General features: G+C 36.9%; 16 protein-coding genes. 3 read left to right on the top strand and 13 right to left on the bottom strand.

Annotated elements, in window-relative coordinates; all coding sequences use genetic code 11:
• Positions 1-53: 53 nt before the first annotated feature.
• From KA828_RS02490 to KA828_RS02480, 3 genes are all read right to left on the bottom strand, one after another.
• Positions 54-1127 (bottom strand): NAD(P)-dependent alcohol dehydrogenase, encoded by a 1074-nt coding sequence (locus KA828_RS02490; RefSeq protein WP_204193800.1) that lies wholly within the window; start codon positions 1125-1127, stop codon positions 54-56.
• 171 nt (positions 1128-1298) lie between these two features.
• Positions 1299-2681 (bottom strand): NAD-dependent succinate-semialdehyde dehydrogenase, encoded by a 1383-nt coding sequence (locus KA828_RS02485; RefSeq protein WP_204193798.1) that lies wholly within the window; start codon positions 2679-2681, stop codon positions 1299-1301.
• A 64-nt stretch (positions 2682-2745) separates the two neighbouring features.
• Positions 2746-3048: a hypothetical protein gene (locus tag KA828_RS02480; protein ID WP_204193796.1), complete on the bottom strand. Its 303-nt coding sequence runs from the start codon at positions 3046-3048 to the stop codon at positions 2746-2748.
• A gap of 276 nt (positions 3049-3324) precedes the next feature.
• Here KA828_RS02480 and KA828_RS02475 point away from each other — a divergent pair, with 276 nt between their 5' ends.
• Positions 3325-4983 carry an FAD-binding dehydrogenase gene (locus KA828_RS02475; RefSeq protein ID WP_204193794.1) on the top strand — a complete coding sequence of 553 codons (1659 nt, stop codon included), beginning with the start codon at positions 3325-3327 and terminating at the stop codon, positions 4981-4983.
• A 149-nt stretch (positions 4984-5132) separates the two neighbouring features.
• The gene (locus tag KA828_RS02470; RefSeq protein ID WP_107629326.1) at positions 5133-5531 is read left to right on the top strand and encodes a hypothetical protein; all 399 of its coding nucleotides are present in this window, start codon (positions 5133-5135) and stop codon (positions 5529-5531) included.
• 52 nt (positions 5532-5583) lie between these two features.
• Here the strand turns inward: KA828_RS02470 and KA828_RS02465 are convergent, their stop codons facing one another.
• The 8 genes from KA828_RS02465 to KA828_RS02430 form a co-directional block, all read right to left on the bottom strand.
• On the bottom strand, positions 5584-7287 hold the full coding sequence (locus tag KA828_RS02465; protein ID WP_204193888.1) for an ABC-ATPase domain-containing protein: 1704 nt from the start codon (positions 7285-7287) through the stop codon (positions 5584-5586).
• A gap of 179 nt (positions 7288-7466) precedes the next feature.
• Positions 7467-8249: a glucose 1-dehydrogenase gene (locus KA828_RS02460; protein ID WP_204193792.1), complete on the bottom strand. Its 783-nt coding sequence runs from the start codon at positions 8247-8249 to the stop codon at positions 7467-7469.
• Between the two features lie 14 nt (positions 8250-8263).
• Entirely contained in the window at positions 8264-9544 is a 1281-nt protein-coding gene (locus KA828_RS02455) for an MFS transporter (RefSeq protein ID WP_343283851.1), read from the bottom strand.
• 34 nt (positions 9545-9578) lie between these two features.
• Positions 9579-11189, bottom strand: a complete 1611-nt coding sequence (locus KA828_RS02450; RefSeq protein WP_204193790.1) for a xylulokinase — start codon at positions 11187-11189, stop codon at positions 9579-9581.
• A 180-nt stretch (positions 11190-11369) separates the two neighbouring features.
• The gene (locus KA828_RS02445; protein WP_107629330.1) at positions 11370-12404 is read right to left on the bottom strand and encodes an SDR family NAD(P)-dependent oxidoreductase; all 1035 of its coding nucleotides are present in this window, start codon (positions 12402-12404) and stop codon (positions 11370-11372) included.
• Positions 12405-12544: 140 nt separating this feature from the next.
• Positions 12545-13072: a YfiT family bacillithiol transferase gene (locus tag KA828_RS02440; RefSeq protein WP_204193788.1), complete on the bottom strand. Its 528-nt coding sequence runs from the start codon at positions 13070-13072 to the stop codon at positions 12545-12547.
• 151 nt (positions 13073-13223) lie between these two features.
• Positions 13224-13463 (bottom strand): hypothetical protein, encoded by a 240-nt coding sequence (locus KA828_RS02435; RefSeq protein ID WP_107629332.1) that lies wholly within the window; start codon positions 13461-13463, stop codon positions 13224-13226.
• Positions 13464-13567: 104 nt separating this feature from the next.
• Positions 13568-14470: a LysR family transcriptional regulator gene (locus tag KA828_RS02430; RefSeq protein WP_204193786.1), complete on the bottom strand. Its 903-nt coding sequence runs from the start codon at positions 14468-14470 to the stop codon at positions 13568-13570.
• A 142-nt stretch (positions 14471-14612) separates the two neighbouring features.
• Between KA828_RS02430 and KA828_RS02425 the strand changes: the two genes are divergently transcribed.
• Positions 14613-15809 (top strand): MFS transporter, encoded by a 1197-nt coding sequence (locus KA828_RS02425; protein ID WP_204193784.1) that lies wholly within the window; start codon positions 14613-14615, stop codon positions 15807-15809.
• Positions 15810-15968: 159 nt separating this feature from the next.
• Here KA828_RS02425 and KA828_RS02420 read toward each other — a convergent pair whose 3' ends face one another.
• Complete coding sequence (locus KA828_RS02420; protein ID WP_204193782.1) at positions 15969-17363, bottom strand: YfcC family protein; 1395 nt, start codon at positions 17361-17363, stop codon at positions 15969-15971.
• Positions 17364-17597: 234 nt separating this feature from the next.
• The gene (locus KA828_RS02415) at positions 17598-18299 is read right to left on the bottom strand and encodes an NAD(P)H-dependent oxidoreductase (protein ID WP_107629336.1); all 702 of its coding nucleotides are present in this window, start codon (positions 18297-18299) and stop codon (positions 17598-17600) included.
• Positions 18300-18340 lie beyond the last annotated feature (41 nt).

Genomic DNA, 18340 nt, shown 5'->3' with positions numbered 1-18340 from the left:
GTGGGAGGCTGTATGTTAATGTATATTCAATTTAGCTTAATGGTGGTGATTCATTATTTATCTAAAAAGCCATTTGGATAAACCATCACTTTCAAGGCATCGCCTTTACTTGTACGTGTTAATTCCATCGCTTCTTTTGTATCGGCAAGTTCAAATTGATGTGTGAATAGTGAATCGATGTCAGCGTCTGTTGTACTTAAGATTCGGATACCTTGTGGGTACGTATTCGCATATCTAAACACACCTACAATATTGATTTCATGGTTCGCGATAAATGGCACGTTAATTTCGTTCATATCTTCTTGAGGTAAGCCAACAATTGCTAAAGTGCCACCATCTTTTAATGAATTTAACGCACTTCTTAAGGCAATCGGATTACCTGCAGTTTCAATGGCATAGTTCACGCCTTGCCCGTCTGTTAAGGCTTTAATACGTTCAACAACATCTTCATTTTTAATATTAATTGTCGTTGTTGCACCTAAACGTTTAGCCGCTTCTAAACGATTATCTTCTAAATCTGAAACAATAATATTTGTTGCGCCATAAGCTTTAGCAGCGACAACTGCCATTAAACCAACGGGACCCATACCCATGATGACAACTGTTGAACCTGGTTTAATATCCGCACGTTTACATGCTTGTAACCCAACTGAAAATGGTTCAACCAATGTCGCTTGTTCATAAGTCACTGAGTCTGGTAGATGATAAAGGAAGTCTGCCGGATGGCTTACGTATTCACAGAATGCACCATCGTACGGTGGTGTTGCCATAAATTCCATATGTGGGCATAAGTTATAGCGTCCAGATTTACAATATTCACATTCACGACAAGGTTCACCTGGTTCGATAGCAACTCGATCACCAACTTTAAAGTCTGTGACATCTTCCCCAACTTGTGCGACCATACCTGCACATTCGTGCCCTAATACGATTGGTTTCTCAACAACGAATTCGCCTACACGACCGTGTGCATAATAATGGACGTCAGAACCACATACGCCTACCGCCATCATCTTAATTAGGACATCTTTAGGACCTACTTCAGGCATGTCTCTTTCAACAATTTCAATATCATAAGGTTCATGCATTAATGCAACATTCATTTTCTCCGGAATCGTCTCACTCATAAATAACATCCTCCTAAGTTTATGTATCTTATACTATTCTTTCACTGAAAATGGTGTATGTAAACGATTTCATAAATATTTGTAAAGTAATTTTAAACTAAAATGATGAATTCACAATAATTTTTTCGATAAAAAAATCGCTTCCCATAAATGAGAAGCGAGCAATCTTTACTACAAATTACCGATTGATAAATATTTTGTTTCTAAGTAAGGTTCAATACCTTCTGTGCCACCTTCTCGGCCATAACCACTTTCTTTCATACCTCCGAACGGTGCATGGGCTGCTGATGGTCCACCGTCATTCCAACCGATCACGCCATAATCAAGTGAATGATATAAGTGGAAGCCTGTGCGATAATCATTTGTAAAGAAATAAGCAGCTAAGCCAAATTGTGTATCATTCGCCATTTGAATGGCATCTTCTAGATCTGAGTATGTTGCAATCGGTACGATAGGACCAAATGTTTCCTCTTGCATGGCTAACATCTCTTGGTTCGCATTTGAAACGACGACAGGTTTTAAGAAATTGCCGCCCATTTCTTGTGCTTCGTCTAATGAGCGTGATAATTTAGCGCCCTTAGATTCTGCATCTTTCAATTGATTAACCACTTTCTTCACGCCATCTTCGTTAATCAATGGCCCAATCGTAACGTCTTTATCCATACCATTTCCGACTTTCAGTTCATGAACTTTTTGCGTTAATTGCTTAACAAACGCATCTTCAACCGCTTCATGTACGTATACACGGTTTGCACAGATACATGTTTGACCTGCATTTCGGAATTTTGAAGCAATTGTTTGGTCTACCGCATAGTCAATATCGGCGTCTTCATGAACAATGAGTGGTGCCAGGCCACCCAGTTCCATTGTGACATTTTCAACGGATTCAGCCGCTTGCGCAATAAGTTTCTTACCTACATTAGTTGAGCCAGTAAACGTCACTTTCTGCATCACTGGATGTTTCGTGAACAATTCACCTGCATCTTTACCTGACATAATAACGTATTGAACGGCATCTTCTGGGATACCTGCTTCATGCGCTAATTCAATTAAGCGTATCGTTGTCAGTGGTGTTTGCGTGGCTGGTTTACAAACAATAGTACAACCCGCAGCCAATGCTGGTGCAATCTTACGTGTAATCATTGCCGCTGGGAAATTCCACGGTGTTATCGCACCAACTACACCTACTGGGAATTTCTTAATGATAATGTTTTTATTCGGTGTATTCGCAGGAATGGTACGTCCGTAAATACGTTTGGCTTCTTCGGCATACCAAGAAACGTATGAATTCGCGTAGTCTACTTCACCTTGTGCTTCTTTTAAAGGTTTACCGCCCTCTTTAGTAATGAGTTCTGCCAATTCTTCTTTATGTTCGTTAATCAAAGCGAACCATTTATATAATTTGTCTGCACGTTCATGTGCGTCTACCTCTCTCCAAGATTTAAACGCTTCATGTGCTTTCTCAATTTGTTGTTTCGCTGTTGCTTCGTCAGTGTAGTCTAATGTTTGAATCACTTCGTTTGTCGCTGGATTAAGCACTTCTAATGTTGCCATTTACATCCACCCCTTTAAGAAGATTTGATATAAGTATATACCCTTAAATTTTTAATAACTCATTTTAAGAATTGTTATTTTCAAATATTTTTAAAATCTGTCCATTTTGCTTTTCTTTCTCATTATCCATATACTTATCAAATATTCTAGGATCAAAACCAGCAATTTCATTTAAAAATAAAGGTTTCACCTTAAGCCTATCCAATAACTCATTAGGCGCTATCATCTCTTTTTTAAATAAAAAATCAATGAGGCTATTCATTTTTATAGGTTTAGCAATAATGAGTTTACTATCTAGTGGTTCTTCGTATTTGTAACCTTTTTTATTAATATTAGCCCATAAATATTTATATTGGCTACTAGTCAATATAAATATTTATAAGCTCTAATTGCTATAGTTTGAATTGAAACCAACCATTTTTCTTTAAGCGAAATCAAATAATCAGGGTTGGATTTTTTTAATACTTTTTTAAAGTAAAAACTGAAATAAACGCTTAAATTTAAAGTGGTATTCGCTCTAAATTATCTTTTAAACGCATATATTAAATCAAAATAATTTTGATAATCCTTTTCGCTTATCTTCATTACTTGATAAAATATGGTAAATGCATTTGTAACTAAAAAGAATCGTAAGGAGTTTGTTATGAATAAAAAGGTATTTGTCATTGGTTCAGGGTTAAGTGGGTTAGTTGCTGCGACAGAATTATTAAAGAAAGGCTATCATGTCACAATGTTAGACCAGGAACCACGTCAAGCGATAGGTGGACAAGCTTACTGGTCATTTGGCGGGTTGTTTCTTGTAAATTCTAAGATTCAACAACGTCTAGGGGTTAAAGATTCGTATGAACTTGCCCTGAATGATTGGTTTGGCTCTGCTCAATTTGACCGCCCGGAGGATGAAGATTATTGGGCGAAACAATGGGCTGAAGCTTACGTGCGCTTTGCGACTTTTGAAAAGGAAAATTATTTAAAATCGATGGGCGTACGCCTAACACCTATCTTAGGTTGGGCTGAACGTGGCGGTACGTCTGCTTCAGGTCATGGTAATTCTGTGCCACGTTTCCATATCACATGGGGGACAGGTCCTGGATTAGTTGAGCCGTTTAGTCGTTACGTCCTTGAAAAAGAACAAGAAGGTCAATTTGAATTTCTCGCACGTCATCAAGTAACAGATATTGGTATCAAACATAATCAAGTGACACACATTGCTGGAAATATTTTAGAACCAAGTGATGTGGCACGCGGTGAGAAATCATCCCGTACCGTGATAGATACATTCCATTTCGAAGTGGATGCGCTGTTAATTACTTCAGGTGGTATTGGTGCCAACATGCCACTTATTCGTAAATACTGGCCTAAACGTTTAGGTAATCCACCAAAAACTATGATTCAAGGGGTACCTGATTCAACGGATGGACGGTTAATTCAAATTACTGAAGATGCAGGTGCAAACATCGTGAATAAAGATCGTATGTGGCACTACACTGAAGGTATTCAGAATCATAGCCCAATTTGGTCGAACCACGGCATTCGTATTATTCCAGGTCCATCTTCTATGTGGTTTGACGCTACTGGCAAACGTATGCCTGCGCCTGATTATCCTGGTTTCGACACCTTACATACATTAGAAACTATCATGAACACAGGTTATGACTATTCGTGGTTCATCTTAACAGAAGACATTATTAAGAAAGAATTCGTCCTTTCAGGCTCTGAACAGAACCCTGATTTAACGGACAAAGATATCAAGTTGCTACTTCAAGAACGCTTAGGTCGTAAAGCAACCTCTCCAGTAGAAGCCTTTATGAATAATGGCCCGGACTTTGTTATTGCTGATGATTTGGGTACGCTTGTTCGAAAAATGAACGACTTAGTTGGTAGTACGTTACTTGATTATGAAGCGATTAAGCAAGAAATCAAAGCACGCGACTTACAAATTGATAATCCGTTTACGAAAGATCCACAAGTCGCCTTCATCAATAATGCACGCCAGTTCTTAGGCGATAAATTAATACGTACGGCCAAACCTCATAAAATGTTAAGTGGGCAGAATGGACGTTTGATTGCCGTCAAATTAAATATCATTAGTCGTAAAACACTTGGTGGCATTCAAACAAATTTAGAAGGCCAAGCACTTAATTCAAAGATGCAACCGATTCAAGGACTATACGCCGCTGGAGAAGCATCTGGTTTTGGTGGTGGCGGTGTTCATGGATATCGTGCATTAGAAGGTACTTTCCTAGGTGGTTGTATCTTTAGTGGTATTCGTGCAGCTGAAGGCATCCACCATCATATACAGTAAATTTCATAAATATACACTTCCGAAATAAAGTATTTTCAAAATGTATATCCCACCACTTTTTATGCATTTTGTTGTAAAATTATATCAAATATTATTTTTTTCAAGTAATAGTTATCAATTTTACAATTTTTGCAAAAGAAGGTGATGGTATGCCTCGCGATAGCTTGAAATCTTTGAAAAATAAAACTGTAACCGTCATAGGTCGAATTGAACATATTACTATAACACCTAAAGTAAAAATTCCAAACAAGCCTATTTTCTCGAAAATTTTATTAACTGATGTGAACATCGGCGGTCAATATTTCGATCATGTTTGGGTTTATGCAGCGAAGCGATATTATCACGACCAAGATCCATTTTTACATCAAGTTGTTAAATTTAAATCGAAAGTAACGCCTTATGTTAAACATGGCCAACACGGCTATGTCGAAGACTATGGTATTGATTATGTCAAAAGCTTAAGCATACTGCCTAATACGTCAATTGAAGAATATGACGAAAGATATTATGATGATGATATTACTGTAGACTTTTTCTTAACGAATTAAAAGCACATTGCAAAGCTTGATTAACTATCAAGTGCAATGTGCTTTTGTTATGTTATTTCACTTTTAATCCGCGGTAACGGTTTAACGTTCCAATAAATTCTTGTTTACGTGGTAGCGCTAGATTACCCGGATGACCATCGAAGTTAGATACCGCTTCGATGCCATGCTTTTCAATCACCTCATACATTTGGTTCGTCGCCTCAATAAGACTTAAATGATGATCTATCAGTTGATGTCTAAAGTAATTAATCATAACCGGCAATGCATTGGTTTGACTATCGTCGAGCAGTTGTTCTAAACCAGTTAAATCAATTGCTTCCTTGCCGTACATGACTGTGTGTAGTCCTTTCGCTTTCAATCGATCATCTTTTCCCTTTTTAGAGAAAGAAGTGGCTAACGGCACCCGAGATGGAATCTCACCAAATGACGTTTCTACTTGTGTGTCGCGTTGATAGCCGTCTGATTGTGCAATGGCTTTCGCTTCATCCGTCACATCCTTCAAATGATACTCATCCATCATTAATACTTGATCAGCTACGTCAAAGTAATCACCAGAGCCACCGACAATCAAAATGGTTGAAACGTGATGTGTTTCAAAGAGTGGTCTCACTTTATTTGAAAATGGTGTAATGGGCTCTTTATCAGGCGCAATCAATTTCTGCATGCGCCCATCACGTATCATAAAGTTCGTTGCTGATGTGTCTTCATCTATAAGTAACGTTGACGTTTGCGTTTCCAATGCTTCCATCACATTTGCCGCTTGAGAGGTACTGCCACTCGCATTCTCAGTTGAAAAATGCGTCGTGTCCTTCTTACCAGGCAAATTATCTATAAACGGACTAATGTTAACGTTGTGAATACCACGTCCATCCTCAGCACGTATCTTCATAGCATCATGACGTGTAATTACAAATTCACGTCCATCATTAGGAATATGATCATAAACACTACGTTCAAGTGCTTCTAATAAGGTCGATTTACCATGATAACCGCCACCAACAATCAATGTGATGCCTTCAGGAATAGCCATCCCTGTGACTGCCCGACCACTTGGTAAGTTAAACGTCGTTTCAAGCGTTGTTGGACTCGTAAATCGAATCGCACCTTTCATTGGTTCATCAGACACACCACTTTTTCTTGGTAAAATAGCATTATTCGCAACGAAAGCAACTAGATGTTGTTGTTCAAGTTGTTCTCTAATATACGTTTGGTCGAGTTTTACTGTCACTTGATGTTGAAGTGCTTGCTGATCAATATTTTGATACATCATGGCTTGATTTACAATCTTTGGTAAACCGTTTATCAGTGTATGCGCTGCAGCTTTTCCAAGAATCTTACGTCCTGCAGCTGGCATACCAACTTCAATGCGCACTTCAATGGTTTTGTCATTGATTACAACCGACGTGCGTTCTAGCATTTCTTGGCCACAATGATCGATAAAGATTTTTCCATTTTTCCCAGAACCTTTTACAGTGCGATTAAACGTTGCGACTTGATAGGCAAACGCTCGGGTTAAGAAGTCCGATACTGCAAGCCGTTTGTCTTTCGTATCTAGTAAATGATCCGGAATTTGAGCAACATCTCGTTGGATCATAAGTCGCATTTTTGAAGGTGGCGCAAAAGGGTCTACCTGTACATGATCAATAGCTAAACGAAATTGATTAAAGACATATGTTCCTTTAATTCTTTTATACGCGCCGTATTTTTGTCCATCTAAAGATTTCAATGTCTTATCGAGATCTGTCGAGCGTTTCATCATTATTCCTCCGTTCAATAAGTCTATATGTACTGTTTACCCGACCTAACCGGCAAGCATAACGTCATTCTAGAAATTCCTGATCTGCTTATAAAAAAATACACCTCATACAGATAGATTTTCACCTACTGTTGAGATGTATATTGTAACTATTTATCTTTGTCAATCATTAAATATGATTATAATGCTGTGTAACCACCGTCAATTGTAAATACGCTACCTTGTGCGAATGATGACGCATCTGATGCAAGGTATACAACAATTCCTCCTAGCTCTTCTGGTTCACCTGGACGACCCATTGGTGTTGCTCCCATCCAATAGTCAATCATTTCGCCACCAGTATTAAACATTGGTTCAGTTAATGCCGTTTTCATGTATCCTGGCGCAATTGTGTTTACTTTGATGCCATATTTAGACCATTCCATTGCTAAACTTTTCGTTAACATGATAACGCCTGCTTTAGATGCATTATAAGATGCTTGTTCTTGAGGTTTATTGGCAATTAAGCCTGACATAGATGAGGTATTAATGATTGAACCATAGCCTTGTTTGATCATTTGACGTCCTACTGCTTGGGCTACTAAGAAGACACCATTTAAGTTTAAGTTAATTACTTTTAACCAATTTTCGTAAGACACATCTTCTGCTTTTTCATTAATTGTCATACCCGCATTGTTGACTAAGATATCTACTTTGCCATACTCATTTACGACGTCATCCACCATTTTATTAACGTCTTCTGGATTAGTTACGTCTACTTTTAATGCTGTCGTTTTAACGCCTTCATTATCAGCAATTGCTTTCGCTGTTTCTTGTGCTAATTCTAATTTAATGTCTGCAATTACAATATCTGCGCCTGCTTGTGCCAATGCTTCTGCCATCGCTTTACCTAGACCCATGGCACCACCTGTTACGATTGCTACTTTACCGTTTACTTTAAATTGATCAATAATGTTTGTCATTTTTATCATCCTTTTTAATTTGATTGTGAACTAATTGTTGTTTTGACTTGTCTTCCAGGCTGTTGTACTTTCATAAAGAATGTAAGAACAAAGCCTAATACATAAATCACTGCATAAGCCCAAATAGTCACTTCTGCTGAAGCGAAGATGAGCATCACACTTGCAAGTCCATAACCCAGGAAATTACTTAATCCTGCGGCTAGGTTATGTACAGATACTGCTGCACCTTTATGTTCTGGGACTAACGTTGGGAATATAGCTGACATTGGGACGAACGCAGCAACTGCGAAACCAAACATAATCGCAATTAACGTTGTCACAATGATATTAGGCCCACTCCATGATGGGAAGTAATAAAACGCTAATGTGGATACGGCCATACCAATACAACCGAACCAACGGACTTGGCGTACCCAACCAATTTTATCACCCATAATACCCCAGAATAAGTTTGTGAATATGGTAATAATGTACATTAAGCCCCATACACGTAACCATTCTGACGTAGTGAAACCAAAATCTGCAGTGTAAACATGAGGTAAGAATACAACCAAGCCGAATAATGACAATTGGTTAATAATACGTACGACAAAGGCAACTGCTACATTCTTATTTTTAAGAATAGTAATCCCTCGACCAAATTCTCTTAACATTTCTTTCTTAGTCATATGTTGCGCTTCTACGTCTTTACCTTTTTTATCTTTAACTAAGAACATCGCGATTAATCCACCAATTAAGATGAAGACTAATGCTGACCATAAAGTGCCCATCTCACCAATCACTGGAATTGAAAAGCTTGGTAAATATGAACCTAATACACCTATACCAATTGAATACATTGCCCAGAACCAACCCATGGCTGACGCAAGCTTGTAACTTGGTGAAGAATATGTAATCCATACGACAAAGCTATAAATAAACATTGGATATGCTAAACCACGAATACCATACATGATCATCATCATGGCATAGTTCTGTTGTTCTAAACCAAGGACTAAGAATCCAACATGGAAGACCATCCAAATGATAAATGCGAATGTCATCACACGTCTTGGGCTAAAAATCTCAGCCATCACACCTGATAACCACGAAGCAATTGCTACCACTAAGCCATAAACGGTTAAGACATTACCAGCTTCTGAATTATCAAAGCCCAGGCTCATAATATATTTAGATAAAAACGCCTGTTCCATACCATCTCCGGTCATGAAGATTGCTACGGCAATGTAACCCCATATTAATACCATAGGCAATCCTAAAAATTGACGTTCTCGTTTTTCTATCTCGTTCGTCACTTTAATCCCACTTTCTACCTTTGTTTATTAGTTGTTATTTATATTCTGAATGAAATTGTTCATGCGCAAGACGTTCAAGTGGAATGCCTTGTTTAAAACGTTCTGTATACTGTTCAAATTGTGCAACTTCTTCTTCAGTTGGCGTAATAGTCATAGATTCTGTTCCTTTAAATGCGAAATCATTTAAATAAGTTGCTAAATTAGATGTCTCTGTTTCAATCATGTATCTTGCTAAGACAGCGATACCCCAAGCGCCACCTTCACTCGCAGTTTGCATGACACGCACTGGGCTGTCTAAAGCGGCCGCTAAGAAGGATTGCGCAACTTTTTCAGTCTTAAAGATGCCACCATGACCAAACATTGAATCAATATGAATATTTTCTTTTTCTTTTAGTAAATCAATACCAATTTTCAACGTACTAAATGCGCTATAAATATGCGTCTTCATTAAGTTAGCTAAATTAAAATTGCTATCTACTGATCGTACAAGCATTGGATAGCCATGTTGTACATCTGTAATAAATTCACCTGAAATATAACCAAATGACAATAACTTACCTAAATCATCATCGCCTTTTAAAGCACGTTCAAACAATTTGGTAAATAGTTCACCTTTATCATATTGAACGCCCATCGCTTCAAAGACTTCGCCAAATAGATCAACCCACGCGTTAATATCTGATGTACAGTTATTCGCATGAATCATTGCTACTTCATAACCATCTGGTGTTGTAACAATATCTACCTCTGGATAAACATCTTTAATTGGCTTTTCAAGAACAATCATTGAGAAGATACTTGTACCTGCCGAAATATTCCCTGTTCTTGGTGCTACACTATTCGTCGCTACCATTCCTGTGGCCGCATCTGCTTCAGGTGCACATAATGGACATCCAGCTTGTAACTCACCGTTCGGGTCTACTAATTTCGCACCCGTTTCCGTAAGACGTCCGGCATACGCTCCTGCTACAACCACTTTAGGTAAGAGATCTCTTATGTCTTGTGTGTAACCCTTTTCAGAAAATTTCTTATTAAAACGCTGAATAATATCTTCACGATAGTCTTGTGTTTCACTATCAATTGGGAACATGCCTGATGCATCTCCGATACCCAATACTTTCTCATCAGTTAAATACCAGTGTATGTATCCCGCAAGCGTCGTCATATAACGTACTTTCTCAACATGTGCTTCTTGATCTAATGCTGATTGATAAAGTTGCGCAATACTCCAACGTTCTGGAATATTGACTTGGAAATCTTCACGCAATTGTTCAGCTGCTTTATTAGCATTGTTATTACGCCAAGTTCTAAATGGCACGAGTAAATCATCATTGTCATCAAATGGTAAGTAGCCATGCATCATACCACTAATACCTAATGAAGCGAGTTGACGCACTGTCACATCATATTTGTCTTTAAGTTCTTGCGTCATTACACCATATGCACGTTGAATACCTACCCATGCGTCATTCATCGAATATGTCCAATAACCGTTACGGTAACTGTTCTCCCATTCAAATGAACCTGTTGCGAGTGTTTGGCATTGATCATCAATCGCTATCGCTTTAATTCGTGTTGATCCGAATTCAATACCAACCGTTAAATGTCCTGCTTCAATAAATTGTTTAATCTCTGTATTATTCATCGTTTCACCTTACTTTTTGTTATGAAAACGTTATCATAGATTTATACTAGCATATGTATTTTTCATGAAACAAGAGAAAAGTAAGCGCTTTCTAAATTTTGTAAGTAAAAAAACACCTTTATCTTCTAATTACAATATTATAGATAAAGGTGCTACCTTAAATGGCGTATTCACTTATATTTATTTTAAGATGTGGTGTTCTATCATACAGTCAACAGATGCTAAGATGGCTTCTTCTTGTGTGTAGTTTGGTGTCCATCCTAGGATTGTTCGCGCTTGTTGGTTACTGACATTTCTATTCATTTCAAGTAATAACTTACCTTCTTGTGCTTCACTGTTAAATCTAGCGCCTAACTTAATCGCAAAATCCGGAATTGTCTTAGTTGAAATTTTGTCTGCTAGTTTAGGGCGTTCTTGTTTAATTAATTGTGCAATTTCGGGCATAGTAATTTGTCCATCTGCAGTAGCAATAAAACGTTTGCCATTGGCTTCAGGTGTCTTCATTGCTAAAACATGCATTAATGCCACATCTCTGACATCGACAATATTCATTGGGATATTAGGGATACGTTTCATTTTGCCACTGGCGATATTCTCTACAAATTGGAAGCTCAATGACATATGTTGATTCAACGAAGGACCAAGTATTGCAACGGGATTGATTGTCGCAAATTCAATATGATTTTCAGTCGCTTTAACAAAGTCCCATGCTGCGCGTTCTGCAATCAATTTAGATTTTTCATACACAGAAAGTCCTTTTTCATTAGGGTCAGTCCAATATGCTTCTGTTGTCACACTCGACTTATCTTTATTACTAAATCCAACTGCCCCAAAGTTTGCTGTCATAATGACACGTTTGACATCTGTCTTCTCAGCAGCTCTTAAAATACGTTGAATCCCTTCAACTGCTTGTTTATTAATGGCGTGTTCATCGGTCACACTTACACTCCCCATTATTACAGGCGAAGCGACACTCATGACATATGTACAATCTTCCATAGCTTCTTCCCAGTTATCATCTTTAGATAAATCCGCTTCAACAAACGCTAGGTTTTGCGTGTCAATTTGTTGTGCTTTCAATGCTTCAAGTACCGTTTCTTTCTTAGACAATGAACGAATTGTTGCACGTACGCCATAATCTTGTTTTAACAACGCCGCGACTATACGCAAACCTAAGAAGCCTGTACCTCCAGTTACTAAAACTTGTTCCTTCATGAAACTTCCTCCCCTATCTATCTCTTAGTAAGTTCAGATTATAACAGTTTTATCCTTGTAGTATGCTTATTAACACTTACTTTTGATAAAGTTCATTCTTAGGTTGTAGAGACTTCTTCATATAATTATTTTTGAACACGTTATGCTTGTGACACACCTTGGTCTGATAAAGCAATCTTGATATGTTCTAGATGATGACGCTCATGCCATGATAATTTTGCCAATAATTCTGAAACTGGTACTTGGCTACCATCTGAAAGCTTAATTGAACGTTTTAAATCATCTTCTGTAACATGATTCCCCATTTTAACAATGCGTTGATTGAGCCCATCTAAAATATTCATTGATACTTGGATAGGTAAATTTGAATCTGGTAGTTCGGCCCAACGTTCTTGATCAAACATATATGCTGTTATCTGTGTCTCAGTAAGCGCCATTTTTAATCTTTCATATAAATTAATTTGAGAGTCTGCGATATGATGTACTAATTGTCTGACTGTCCAACTGCCTTCTCGATAACGACGTGCTAATTGCGTATCAGTTAGCGAATTGACCGTTGCACTAAGATGGTCAATATACACTTCTATGTCACTCATCCATTCCTTCACATCGACTAATGTCGGGTTACTAGGTGCTTCAAATTCTCCTATTGGAAATCTTACGTCCATGATAAATCCCCCTTAGTTATCTTTAGTTATACCTTCTACTTACCCTTATTAAGACGTAATAAAAAGAAGCGACCACAGAAATTAATGTTATCGATTAATTTCTGTAGCCGCTATCTTATATCAATTCAAAATATATGATTTTCTCACACGCTTATGCTAGTAATAACGGGCTTGAGAAAATAACTAAAAATACAATATTTAAAATCAACATTGTAATATTAATGGCTTTGTTGCCTTTTAAGATGCCTAAAACACTCGCAATAATAGCTAATAACATGACGAACAATCCTGGAAGAAACCAGAACATGCTAGTAAACATAATTGAAACTACTAATAGAAATGATAATAAGCATAAAATACCTGAAACTAAGTTAATGTTATGTAAATTCATAAGTTGCTCCTTTCAATCGGTGTTACACAGTATTATATACTAAAATTTATTTGAATTGAGCAAAATTTTTATAACAAAATCGACACATCTTTGTCATATGTTGTTTACAACGTCTTATAGTCTTTTAAATAGTTAATAAATTCAAGCACGGTTGGATCATTTTGATGTTCTTGATGTGTGATGGCTACAAAGTCAACTGTATAATCGAAAGATCGTCCTAAAGGTAACGCTTTAATCCATTCATTGTTTAAAAAAGGCTCATTCTCAACCATAAAGCTTGATACAATACCGACACCTAGCCCTTCAGCAACGGTTCTCATTAAGACAATTGGATTATTTGTACGGAAGACAATCTTCAAATCTCCATTCGCTTCTTGAAATTTCTTTAAATGATGATGATAAAAGCTACGATCATATAAGACAAATGGGTACGCTTTAATATCCTCAAGATCCACGGTTTCTTTAAACGAAAGTTTCGATTTAGCTGGCACAATCAATTTAAAATTCGAACCAAAATAAAGTGGAAATTCAATAATATGATTTGATATTTCAGAATGATTGGTCTTACCTATCAGCCCTAAATCAATATCATGGTCTTCAATCATTCTTAATATATCTTCTTTGTCAGATTCAATGACTTCGATGTCTACATTGGGATGATCGTTTTTAAATTGAGAGAGTACTTTAGGAAGTAATTTATGGAACAAGGTTGGGTTCGTAGCAATTTTAATTCTACCTTCAAAATGTGTTTCAATACTATCAACTTCTGAAAGCAGCGCATGTTTGGCTTCAATAATATCTAATATCTTAGGAATGAGACGTTTACCGATTTCTGTAGGTACTGTCCCTTTTCTAGAACGATAAAATAATTTATAACCTAATTCTTCTTCTAAATGCGCTATAGATTGGCTCATCGCTGATTGACTAATGTGCATACGTTCACTGGCATGAATCATAGATTCCTGTTCATACACTGTTTTAACATAACTCAATTGTTCGAAATTCATATATCCCCCTTTATATCAGTTCTACTTATATTAAATTCATTTATTCTAATTATACATTAGTTTTTATTATTTATATAATAAACCATGCGCTTAAAAAACAATATAGAGTCTAAGTCACTCTAACTATTTTAGGAGGGACATAATGGAACATCGCTTATGGACAAAAGATTTTATCTTCGTTACATTAGTGAACTTCTTTATGTATTTAATACATTACATGCTTATCGTAACGATCACAGCGTTTACTATTGACGAATATCACGCATCTGAAAGCATTGGAGGCTTAGCTGCAGGTGTATTTATTATTGGTATGTTAGGTGGACGCTTAGGTTCGGGTCGTATCATTGATTACCTCCAACCGAAATCGATATTATTTTATAGTGTCATCGCTTCAGTGGCCGCAATTGCTTTATACTTCACTATTACGAATATATGGATTCTCATGTTAGTTCGTTTCATACATGGTATTGCTTTTGGATTCGCATCAACAGCAACTGGCACCATATCCTCAAGAATTATTCCTGAAGCACGTAAAGGTGAAGGTATCGGTTATTATGGATTAAGTGTGACATTAGCGTCAGCTTTAGGACCATTTTTCGGATTAATTTTAAATCATCGTCTAGGTTTTTCTTCTATCTTTACGATTAGTTTAATCAGTATCGTAATTGCTTTAGTTTTCACTACTTTTGTTAAAAGGCTTCCAATCAATATCGCCTCAAACGAAGATGAAGCGAATGCTCAACCTAAAGGCATTCACGCTTATTTACAACGAGAAGCCTTACCGATTTCAATGGTTACAATGTTGGTTGGCATAGCTTATTCAAGTGTGTTATCTTTCTTATCCATTTATGCCGAGTTACTAAATTTAGTTACTGCAGCAAGTTATTTCTTTGTTGTATATGCCTTAGCTACATTTGTAACCCGACCTTTCACTGGCAAAATTTATGATCATTATGGTGAAAATAAAGTAATGTATCCAGTTATGATTAGTTTTGTAGTTGGTTTAGTTATATTGAGTATGACAACCTCATCATTATTTTTACTGATATCAGCAGCATTTATCGGCTTTGGTTATGGCACCATTATTCCCACTGCACAAGCCATTGCAATTCAACAATCTCCTAAGCACAAAATGGGGTTAGCAACATCAACCTATTTTATTTTCGTAGATTTCGGTGCCGGTATGGGACCATTTATACTTGGACTAATCATTCCATTTATGGGATATCGCAACTTATATTTAGCCATGGCTTTACTATTAGCCGTCGCAATTATTGTGTATTATATCGTTCATGGTAAACATCATAAACATCCATTCAATACAACAGTAGACAACTAATTGATCATATGAAACAAGCGCGTTTCTTTAATGTCAGGAACGCGCTTATCTATTGATATATCAATGTTTATTAGACGCACCGAAATCTAACTTCAGACAAACGTCAGTCTTACCTCATTTTATTTTCACACTGTTTATATGTAGATTTAAAGACACATTTTAATATCCAATTATAAGTGCCACCGACATGGCTACTGCACAAATAACCACCCAAAGCAGTATCAATTTCCATACAAATTTTATCCATTGTGTATAGGTAATGCGTCCAACAGCTAACGCTCCCATTAAGATTGCTGACGTTGGGAATAAAATATTGCTTATTGAATCTCCATATTGGAAAGCAAGGACAGTTAACTGACGATTAATATGAAGCAAATCAGATATTGGTACCATTAAGGGCATGGTTGTTAATGCTTGTCCTGATCCAGATGGTATAAAGAAATTAAGTAAAAATTGTAATATAAACATCGCAATAATAACAAATGAAGCTGGTATATCTGACAATAGCATTGTCATACCATGAACAATCGTATCGATGATTTTGCCATTTTCCAAAATAACAACAATACCTTTGGCGAATCCAACAATCATTGCACCAAATAAAATATTTTCCATCCCTTCGATTAAAGCATCAAATGTGCCATTTAAACCGAGTCCACTTACTAAACCAGCAATAATACCTGCGAGTAAGAAATTGGCACTCATGTCATTAAATGTCCAATCAAATACAAATATTCCAAATACATTAAATAAAATTGTAGCAACGATAATCAATAAGCTTGCTGCTTGTCGTTTACTAAAATGTTGGTAAGTAACTTCTTGTACTGTATGGCCTTCTTCTTTTTCGAGCTCATACACAATACTCTTAGATTTATCTTTCTTCACTTTATGAGCGTATAACATCACTGTTGAAATGGCAGCGGTTAAGATAAATAAATAGATCATCGTACGCAAGCCCCAGCCTGAGAACATGGGTAATTCAGCGACAGTTTGAGCTACCCCAACTGTGAATGGATTTAACATCCCTCCACTGAAACCACTCGCAGCGCCTAAAATCACCATAGCTGCACCTGTTAAAGCATCGTATCCTAATGTACGTGCGATGATGATTCCAATTGGTACAAAGATAATCGTTTCCTCTGCTAAACCAATTGTAAACCCTAATATAGAAAATACCGTCATCGTTAATGGAATCATAAGAAAGTTGGCCTTTCCTAGCGTTCTCATTGCTTTGTTAACACCATTTTCAAAAGCACCTGTCTTATGAATAATGCCAAAGGCGCCACCTACAAGGAATATGTAGAATACGATCTCTCCACCACTAATCAAACCTTCAGGAATGGCTCTGAATATTTCGAGAAAATTTACATTTGCCGATTCTACCGTATGGTATGTTCCTGAAACGACAAGCGTTTGGTCACCCTTCTTTTCACGTGCATACTCACCAGCAGGAATGATATATGTTAGCAACCAAGCTAGAAAAATGACAAACATTAATAATGCATATGTATGTGGCGTCTTAAACTTAAATATCTTCCGTTTCTTCTCTTCCATGACTCATCAACACCTTATATAGAATATGACTATCATTCACTCAATGATTATTTACATCATACCCTATTTACAATCAGATATACTATTACAATTTAAATTACATTTGTTATTGTTGTTATTTCATACGTATACTAACGGGCGTTGAAAATTGGTGAACTAAAAAAGTATCGGGCGTGACACAGCATTCTATTTGAATTCACTGCGCCACACCCGATACCTCTAACTACCAACCTTTTACTTTAATTGGCCATTATCATCGAAATCTGCTAATTTAGGATATTTAATTCTAGGAATTGCATCAATATGTTTTAATTTTTCAGCTAATTGTTCAAGATAGTCGTGTCTTACTGCTTCACTATGACTTACTTGATAAGCGATAAATGGTTCTAACGGTGTCATTCCAGAGAAATAAATCATGCCGTGATTAATATGGAATAGTACTTGTTCGTGTATATCTCCTGAGAAACCGTTGGCAGCATAACTGCCTTCGGGTGAACCCGTTGTCGTTGAAATCATTGCGATTTTATCAGTCAAGCGTGCTTTATCGTAACGGTCATATTCTCCACCGTAAATGCCACCAAAAATAAAGACTTTATCAAACCAACCTTTAAGAATCGCTGGAACACTAAACCACCATAATGGAAATTGGAAAATGACTAAGTCAGCCCATAATAATTTTTCAAATTCTCCCTTAATCACTGATGTCAGTTCATCGTTATCATAGGCATGTTTTTGCTCCACTGCATATTTGAAGAAGTCAGGATCTGTCAGATTTTCAAAATCCTCTTTTCGAGCTACTGGATCAAAGTTCATTGCATATAAATCGGAAACTTTAACTTCATGACCTTGTGCCTCTAATGTTTCTACAGCTTTATCTTTTAATGCGCCATTGAACGACTTTGGTTCAGGATGGGCGTATACAATTAATGCTTTCACACTCTCACCTCTATAGAATTGGTATAGTTATAGCTTTAAGA

Origin of the sequence: Staphylococcus sp. GDY8P85P (genome assembly GCF_017892405.1) — a bacterium.
Classification (GTDB): Bacteria; Bacillota; Bacilli; order Staphylococcales; family Staphylococcaceae; genus Staphylococcus; species Staphylococcus borealis.
The sequence above is the reverse complement of the archived record's forward strand: the minus strand, read 5'-3'. Positions and strand labels throughout refer to the sequence as shown.

Excerpts from the sequence above, each read along its gene's own strand:
- KA828_RS02460 (WP_204193792.1), bottom strand. The coding sequence starts at position 8,249 with ATGACAAACATTATTGATCAATTTAAAGTAAACGGTAAAGTAGCAATC.
- KA828_RS02420 (WP_204193782.1), bottom strand. The coding sequence starts at position 17,363 with ATGGAAGAGAAGAAACGGAAGATATTTAAGTTTAAGACGCCACATACA.
- KA828_RS02470 (WP_107629326.1), top strand. The coding sequence starts at position 5,133 with ATGCCTCGCGATAGCTTGAAATCTTTGAAAAATAAAACTGTAACCGTC.
- KA828_RS02465 (WP_204193888.1), bottom strand. The coding sequence starts at position 7,287 with ATGAAACGCTCGACAGATCTCGATAAGACATTGAAATCTTTAGATGGA.
- KA828_RS02435 (WP_107629332.1), bottom strand. The coding sequence starts at position 13,463 with ATGAATTTACATAACATTAACTTAGTTTCAGGTATTTTATGCTTATTA.
- KA828_RS02430 (WP_204193786.1), bottom strand. The coding sequence starts at position 14,470 with ATGAATTTCGAACAATTGAGTTATGTTAAAACAGTGTATGAACAGGAA.
- KA828_RS02485 (WP_204193798.1), bottom strand. The coding sequence starts at position 2,681 with ATGGCAACATTAGAAGTGCTTAATCCAGCGACAAACGAAGTGATTCAA.
- KA828_RS02440 (WP_204193788.1), bottom strand. The coding sequence starts at position 13,072 with ATGGACGTAAGATTTCCAATAGGAGAATTTGAAGCACCTAGTAACCCG.
- KA828_RS02425 (WP_204193784.1), top strand. The coding sequence starts at position 14,613 with ATGGAACATCGCTTATGGACAAAAGATTTTATCTTCGTTACATTAGTG.
- KA828_RS02445 (WP_107629330.1), bottom strand. The coding sequence starts at position 12,404 with ATGAAGGAACAAGTTTTAGTAACTGGAGGTACAGGCTTCTTAGGTTTG.
- KA828_RS02475 (WP_204193794.1), top strand. The coding sequence starts at position 3,325 with ATGAATAAAAAGGTATTTGTCATTGGTTCAGGGTTAAGTGGGTTAGTT.
- KA828_RS02450 (WP_204193790.1), bottom strand. The coding sequence starts at position 11,189 with ATGAATAATACAGAGATTAAACAATTTATTGAAGCAGGACATTTAACG.
- KA828_RS02490 (WP_204193800.1), bottom strand. The coding sequence starts at position 1,127 with ATGAGTGAGACGATTCCGGAGAAAATGAATGTTGCATTAATGCATGAA.